6 protein-coding genes are annotated in these 5,769 nt (G+C 52.0%); 1 reads left to right on the plus strand and 5 read right to left on the minus strand.

Going from position 1 to position 5,769, the window contains the following annotated elements; translation table 11 throughout:
- Window positions 1–22: 22 nt before the first annotated feature.
- The 3 genes from ACY692_RS13835 to ACY692_RS13845 form a co-directional block, all read right to left on the minus strand.
- Window positions 23–1,072, minus strand: a complete 1,050-nt coding sequence (locus ACY692_RS13835) for a virulence RhuM family protein (RefSeq protein ID WP_462325965.1) — start codon at window positions 1,070–1,072, stop codon at window positions 23–25.
- On the minus strand, window positions 1,069–2,625 hold the full coding sequence (locus ACY692_RS13840) for a type I restriction-modification system subunit M (protein ID WP_462325966.1): 1,557 nt from the start codon (window positions 2,623–2,625) through the stop codon (window positions 1,069–1,071). Before ACY692_RS13840 ends, ACY692_RS13835 begins: the two co-directional genes overlap by 4 nt.
- 610 nt (window positions 2,626–3,235) lie before the next feature.
- Window positions 3,236–3,466: a hypothetical protein gene (locus tag ACY692_RS13845; RefSeq protein ID WP_462325967.1), complete on the minus strand. Its 231-nt coding sequence runs from the start codon at window positions 3,464–3,466 to the stop codon at window positions 3,236–3,238.
- A gap of 132 nt (window positions 3,467–3,598) precedes the next feature.
- On the opposite strand from ACY692_RS13845, the gene ACY692_RS13850 reads away from it, so the two are divergent.
- Window positions 3,599–3,760 (plus strand): hypothetical protein, encoded by a 162-nt coding sequence (locus ACY692_RS13850; RefSeq protein ID WP_462325968.1) that lies wholly within the window; start codon window positions 3,599–3,601, stop codon window positions 3,758–3,760.
- A gap of 76 nt (window positions 3,761–3,836) precedes the next feature.
- On the opposite strand, the gene ACY692_RS13855 is transcribed toward ACY692_RS13850, so the two are convergent.
- Together ACY692_RS13855 and ACY692_RS13860 are read right to left on the minus strand one after the other, a co-directional pair.
- Entirely contained in the window at window positions 3,837–5,132 is a 1,296-nt protein-coding gene (locus ACY692_RS13855) for a type II toxin-antitoxin system HipA family toxin (RefSeq protein WP_462325969.1), read from the minus strand.
- Window positions 5,122–5,460 carry a helix-turn-helix transcriptional regulator gene (locus ACY692_RS13860; RefSeq protein WP_462325970.1) on the minus strand — a complete coding sequence of 113 codons (339 nt, stop codon included), beginning with the start codon at window positions 5,458–5,460 and terminating at the stop codon, window positions 5,122–5,124. Before ACY692_RS13860 ends, ACY692_RS13855 begins: the two co-directional genes overlap by 11 nt.
- Between the last annotated feature and the right edge of the window lie 309 nt (window positions 5,461–5,769).

Here is a 5,769-nt window from a genome sequence, read left to right on the forward strand (position 1 = left end):
GGTTCCATCTTCCCAACCCCACTCATCTCTCACCACCTTTCTGCCTGGCGGCGTTTTCCAACGCCAGCACCTGCTTATCAAAGTCAGACTGATAGAGCCGATCCTGCACGATGCGGTATTTCTCAAACTCGCTTTCGGCGTGAGTTTTGGCGATTTCGGCGGTGACTTTTCCCGCGTCTTGTAAAATTTCACGATCAGTGGCGGCGATGAAGCGGTTGAGGCGTTCTTCCCAGTCTGCCATGGTCATGGGAATGTTGCGCAGTGCCATGTCCTCGGCGATATCGAGATAGGCATTGACCAGACGTGAGAGTTGGGCGAGTTCCTTGTCGGCAAGGTAGTTCTTGGCGATGCTGACATCGAACTTCTGGATCTTGCCACTGGGGGCATCTTTCCAGGTGGTGAGTCCCATATGGGTTTTCACGGCATCGGCGCGGGTGAGGATGACCTCCGCTGCGGTCTGGCCATGGATCGCCCAGTGAAGTTTGTTTTGTACCGTGGCAAAAAAGCGTTTGGTCGCTTTGGCGGTAACATCGTAGTCGAGGGCGGTGGCGTAGATGTCGGTGATCTTCTGGTAGAACTTGCGCTCGCTGAGCCGGATCTCGCGGATGCGCTGGAGCTGTTCCTCGAAGTATTTTTTGCTAAGAACGGTGCCATCATTTTTGAGCCGCTCATCATCCATGGCAAAGCCCTTGACGGTGAATTCCTTGATAATACCTGTCGCCCATTTACGGAACTGCACCGCTCGTTCCGAGTTGACTTTGTATCCCACGGCAATGATGGCGGAGAGGTTGTAGTGGTTTGTGGTGTAATTTTTTCCATCTTGGGCAGTTATTCGAAATTTTCGAATAACTGCATCCTCTTCGAGTTCACTGTCGGAAAAGATTTTTTTGAGGTGATAATTGATGGTGTGAGTTTCTACCTGATACAGTTCACCCATCATTTTCTGGGATAGCCAGACATCCTCATCGGCATAGACGGCTTCCACACCGCCCTGGCCGCTTGCCGTGATGAAGGTGAGGTATTCGGCAGCTGAGGAACGGATGGACAGCTCTTTTTTCTTTTTGTTGCTCATACTCCGCCCCCCTCAATCTCCGCGACGATGGCGTCGATGTCCCGGCGGAGCCCATCTATTTTCCTCACAGTGGTTTCAATCTGCTGATTCAGCTCGGTGATATTGATCACCTCGCGGGTGTCTTTGGCCTCCACGTAGGAGCTGACGGAGAGATTGAAGTCATTTTCAGCGATTTTTTCCATGCGCACGGACTGGGCGACATGGGCCACATCCTCCTTGCGCTCGAAAAGCCCCATGATTGCTGCGATGTGGGCATCGGTTAACAGATTGTTGTTGGTGTTTTTCTTGAAGAAATCCTCACCAGAGACATCGATGAACTGTACTTTGGTATCCGTCTTGTGTTTGGAGAGCACAAGGATATTTACGGCAATGGTGGTGCCATAGAAGAGATTCGGAGCCAGAGAAATGACCGTCTCCACAAAATTGTTCTCCACCAGGTACTGGCGGATTTTTTTCTCGGCTCCACCCCGGTAGAAAATTCCCGGAAAGCAGACAATGGCCGCGCGCCCCTTGCTGGAGAGGTAATCGAGGCAGTGCATGACAAAACCGAAGTCTGCCTTGGACTTGGGTGCCAGCACACTGGCAGGAGCAAAGCGCTCGTCATTGATGAGGGTGGGGTCACCGCTGCCTATCCATTTCACCGAGTAGGGAGGATTGGAGACGATGGCATCAAAGGGCTTGTCCTCGCGGAAATGGGGTTCGGTCAGGGTGTTGCCCAGCTGGATGTTGAATTTATCGTAATTCACATTGTGCAGGAACATGTTCATCCGAGCGAGGTTGTAGGTCGTGTGATTGATCTCCTGACCAAAGAAACCGTCTTCGATGAGGTGGTCAGCCATGTTCTTCTTCACCTGCAGGAGAAGGGAACCGGAACCTGCGGCGGGGTCGTAAACCTTGTTCACGCTCGTCTGCCCCTGAATGGCGAGCCGGGCAATGAGTCTGGAAACATGCTGGGGCGTGAAGAACTCACCACCCGACTTGCCCGCATTGGCCGCATAGTTGCCGATCAGGTATTCGTAGGCATCCCCGAAGAGGTCGATCTCGTTGTGCTCAAAGTGTCCGAAATCGAGTTCATTCACGCCTTTCAGCACAGCGGCGAGACGGCTGTTCTTGTCTTTGACCGTCTTTCCCAAGCGGTTGCTGGTGGTGTCGAAGTCCGCAAACAGCCCGTTGATGTCTTCCTCAGAGGCGTACCCCATGGCCGAACTCTCAATAGCCGTAAAGATCGCCTTCAGATCCGTATTGAGATCTTCGTTGTCATTCGCCCCGGCAACAACGTTTTCAAAAAGCTGGCTGGGGTAGATGAAGTAGCCTTTGGTCTTAATGGCATCGTCCTTGATTTCGTCGGTGATGACATCATCCCCAAGCTCGGAGTAGTGGATGCTCTCGTCGCCGCCTTTGATGTAGCGGGCAAAATTCTCACTGATGAAGCGGTAGAAAAGTGCGCCAAGCACATATTGCTTGAAGTCCCATCCGTCCACAGTGCCGCGCACGTCATTGGCAATCTGCCAGATGCGTCGTTTCAGTTCGTCAAATTGTTGGGTGCTGGTCATAGAGTTAACCTTGTTGTAATCGGGTGAAAATTGACTGGATCGGTAAGTGCGTAACGGCCCGCGGATGGTATCCGCGGATCGTTGTCAAATTGTGCCCCTTTTGAGACTTGGTGAGAGAAGTACTCATCCGGCTTGGTCTTTGGCGAGACAGTTTCTTGTTTTTTCAAAATCTATAACCAGTTACCGTGAATTTTAAAATCGTCATCACGATTATTCCCAAATTTTCGAAAATTCAAGGCTGCAGTCAAACAAATCTTCATGACTCAGGTCCCGCTTGCGCTCCGAACATCCGGCCATCTATCCTCTCCTTTCTTGACCTCGCTCTCCCCGGATTCTTCCGCCCATTTATAAATGGTAGATGGAATCGTTTGTATCACCTTCTTGGCTGATGGTTCAGGCCTTTGTGCTGCCGTGAAAACACCAACAAAAAAAATGGCTCATCCGGCAATAGCGTATTTTTGAATCACCAGTCATCATAAACACATCGACACATCACCCTTGGGGCTGTTCTGTCTTTATGCACGCGGTCGGACGAGGTGGATAACCTGCCAGTCTGTTCATCAGAGTGATACCGGCATGTGCAACCGTAGAGACAAGGCATGCCTTGTCTCTACCCGGCTATAACCCAAACATTCAAGGCTCGGTCGTTATCCCTCCTGGTGTGAAGGTAATCCTTCCGGGCAGTCGCTATAGAGCAGATCTTTCCGAACCAGTCAGTATAGTGGGCCTGCAGACAGGCGTCGAGTCGGGCGAGATCAAGATGACTCAAGGTGATTTTCTGGGCCTCGAGGAGGGGAAATTGATCCGGCAGTGGCTGAACAATCCTGCGGATTGCACGCATTGTGTATGATCCAACCGGATTCGATTGCACTATCTGTTTGAATCACTACCTTTTTTGGCATTACGGATGGGTACCACACAAGGCTGAAAAGGGCTGGGGATGGAATGCTGCACTCTGGCAGGGATAACGCCGATGTTTGGTTTTCCTCCGGATGCGGGACAGAAGGCGGCTCTGGAAGACAAGGGAACCCAACAGGCTATGGTCACCATCGCTCAAAACTATGCCGAGTGTCCTGAAATAGTCAATTTAAGCAGTCGGTTGCCCGCCGTGGCTCGCAAATTTGAGCGTGCGTGATCCATGTTCACGGTCTATTCTATAGATAAGCAAGGTGTCTGCTTCCATATTAAGAAAAATGGTATTATCCCTTTCGCTACCGGCCGGCAATTTCGGCAAGATAGGTCAGTTTTCCCGGAAGGCCGTAGAATATATAAGGGTTACAGAACTGGCGGTTCCAAAAGAAGTGTCTTTCGACTTCGCCCAGCATGGCCTGGTCACAGGCCGTATTCCAGGAATCGGCCACTATCTCGAGTTGGTGTTCGATGATGGAGACAGCTTCCCGCTCCGTCAGCAGGAAGTGACGGCTGGCCTCAAGACATACCTCCAGCCTGCTCATGCGGTTTGTCCCCGAAATGAGCATGGCCTGGGAAGCCTCGTTTCCCGTTCTTCCCTGAGGACAGATGTCGTAGGCGGGAGTCAGGGAGAGGTGTTTTCCATCCCAGAATGCGGCGTGGTTTCTGGCATGATCATCAGTGTTGCCGCATAGAATGTTGAACACGAGTCGCTTGAAGAGTTCGCGCAGCGTGTCGGCTGCATTGTCAAAGCGGTGTCGGATCAACTCTGCAAGGTCTTCGTATCCCGCGTATCTGGCCATCATCTCGTCCAGGCCGAAAAGCGTCAGCGCCGACACCATCCCCTTGCGCATCCAGCCATGATCAGATTTCACGCGATCAAACCGTTCCACGAGCAGCACCTCTTTACCCAGGGTGTTCACCAGGGAAACCTGTGCGGTGTCGATGCCGACCAACGAGGCCAGTCGCATGGTGAGAAATTCGGCCTTGATGACGCTGTAGACGTCGGTGGAACTGGAGAATTTGGCCACATATTTTTTTCCGTCGGACTCGATCAATGCCTTGGGGCGAGCTCCTCCGATGGAGGTGCCGTGAAATATCGCCTGGTCTAATTCGGGTGAAAGGGGGACTCCCTGCTCCACGCGGCGGGCTGAATCCTGCAACTCAAAGAGGGGGACAGTGCTTGCGAGTCTGGGAACGTATTCGGTGGGAGAGTGTTGAAAATCAAGAGCCCCGATTCTGTCTGATCCCGATTCCAGCAGGTATGTGATTTCGTTCAGTTCCCCTTTCTTTTGCGCATTCTGCCGACGACCAGCGATTTTGTTCAAGATGACTCGTCGCCCCCATGCGTCGGGGGCCCCGTCTCGAAGGCTGCCGGGCATATGGAGTCCGTTTATCGGACGCAGTTCTCCCGTTTCGAGAGGGAGTTCGGGTTCGTAAATGGGAATAGCATTCGGTCGTTCGAGATAGCTTCGGCCATAGTTGAAAAGGAGCAAGCCGCCGTGCATGAAAATTCGTCCGGCAACCACCGGTTCGGTTTCACCCGGCAGCCATATCCAGACAAAGGCCTCCTGATTTTTTCGGCTTTCAGAAGTCATCGTGAACTTCCGTTGTCTGCTTGTTGATTCGTTTGGGGAGCAGGGCAAGTTTGTCCTCAACCCGCTCAGCAAGCAGGTTCAGAGAAAGCTTGTCGTCCTCGAACAACCTCACTCCCACAAGAATCGCCACCTCAAAAACGAGCCCGACTTCACATTTCAGGTCTCCCTGCTCTATCTTTCGCATGGTGCCGAGGGAGATTCCGGCCCGCTCGGCCAGTTCGGCCTGGGTCATTTTGCGTTTCTTTCGTCCGAGACGAATGAGGTTGCCAAATAGCTCTCCGGCTTCCTGGGTATACCGGGAGTAGGTTCGACGGACCTGTTTGCGCATGCTTTCGCCTTGATGTTTTCAGGTAAAGAGTGGTAAAAAAAGTATTATAATGCTTTTATCATGACATAAAAACTATTATAATGCTTTTTTTGTTGATGTCCAGTTTTATGGTCATTGGGAGGGACGGGGGGGTGGAGGATACGGACATGAACAGAGTTAGGACAGGCAAACAATGCTGGTACTCATGCGGAATCCTTGCTACGTGGAATTACTCATCCACTCCAGATCCGGAGGTTGCCATGCCCCGCATTCCTCGGCTTCTCATGTCGGAAACACCGACCGTCTACCATATCATCTCCCGTACTGCCT

The sequence above is a fragment of the Desulfoplanes sp. genome (assembly GCF_054921335.1).

Excerpts from the sequence above, each read along its gene's own strand:
- ACY692_RS13840 (WP_462325966.1), bottom strand. The coding sequence starts at position 2,625 with ATGACCAGCACCCAACAATTTGACGAACTGAAACGACGCATCTGGCAG.
- ACY692_RS13850 (WP_462325968.1), top strand. The coding sequence starts at position 3,599 with ATGTTTGGTTTTCCTCCGGATGCGGGACAGAAGGCGGCTCTGGAAGAC.
- ACY692_RS13835 (WP_462325965.1), bottom strand. The coding sequence starts at position 1,072 with ATGAGCAACAAAAAGAAAAAAGAGCTGTCCATCCGTTCCTCAGCTGCC.
- ACY692_RS13855 (WP_462325969.1), bottom strand. The coding sequence starts at position 5,132 with ATGACTTCTGAAAGCCGAAAAAATCAGGAGGCCTTTGTCTGGATATGG.
- ACY692_RS13860 (WP_462325970.1), bottom strand. The coding sequence starts at position 5,460 with ATGCGCAAACAGGTCCGTCGAACCTACTCCCGGTATACCCAGGAAGCC.
- ACY692_RS13845 (WP_462325967.1), bottom strand. The coding sequence starts at position 3,466 with ATGCGTGCAATCCGCAGGATTGTTCAGCCACTGCCGGATCAATTTCCC.